The organism is Novosphingobium endophyticum, assembly GCF_014640675.1.
GTDB lineage: Bacteria > Pseudomonadota > Alphaproteobacteria > Sphingomonadales > Sphingomonadaceae > Novosphingobium > Novosphingobium endophyticum.
Window position 1 is genome coordinate 1 of record NZ_BMHK01000103.1, and the last position, 885, is coordinate 885.

Genomic DNA, 885 nt, shown 5'->3' on the forward strand with positions numbered 1-885 from the left:
TCCGCCCCGGTCCGAACCAACGAACAGCCAACTCTTGCGGCCCCGAGCCACGCTGCGCAGCGGCCGTTCTGCGGCGTTGTTTGTGAGACAGATCCGGCCATCTTCCAGGAATGTGGTGAAGCCTTCCCAGTCATTGAGGAAGTAGGCGATGGCCTTGGCCACGGGATCGTGCCGTGAGAGGGTCTGGCGCTGCGTATCGAACCAGTTCTTGAGCTGATCGACCAACGGGGCGATCTTTTCCTTGCGAACGCGCAGGCGCTCCTCGGCAGTCTTGCCGATGATTTCCCGCTCGACGGCGAAGATCTGGTCGATCATCTCCAATCCTTCGCGTGCAAGGGGGGAGATGAGCGGCACGCTTCCCTTCTTTTTGCGCTTCAGCTGTTTGGCGACATCGACCAGTTCGTACAGCTTACGTCTACCATGCGACCAGCAATTTGCGCGGGTCATGGCGTTGTNGCGCACGGGGATGTTCGCCTCTCCGGTTTCGGGAGTAGCGGCATATAAGGGCCGGCGCCCCTGGACCACCGAAGGGACGATCATCACGCACGTAATCCCAGATACGGGCGACCTCGGTCTTGTATTTGGCAAGGAGGGGAACCGTGGTGTCGTCGGCGTGGAGCCGCTCGGCGGCCAGCACATGGGCATCGTTCAACAGGGCGATCGGCCTGAGCGCGGCGCAGACGGCACCGACCTGATCAGCGAGCGTCGAGAGGCTCAAGGGAATCCCTTCCGCCTCCAGTCGGTCGCGCTGGCTATTGAGCGGCTGATGCAGCCCGTATTTCTGGAAGACGAGATCGGCGAGAAAGTGCGGGCCGAACATGCCCCGGGGCGTCACGTGGAAGGGCGCCGGTGCCTGGCGGATCTTCTCGCATTGGCGGCATGAGA

1 pseudogene is annotated in these 885 nt (G+C 62.3%); it reads right to left on the reverse strand.

The features are described 5' to 3' along the window. Positions 1 to 885: pseudogene (locus IEX32_RS21190) on the reverse strand (IS66 family transposase); the annotation flags it as partial.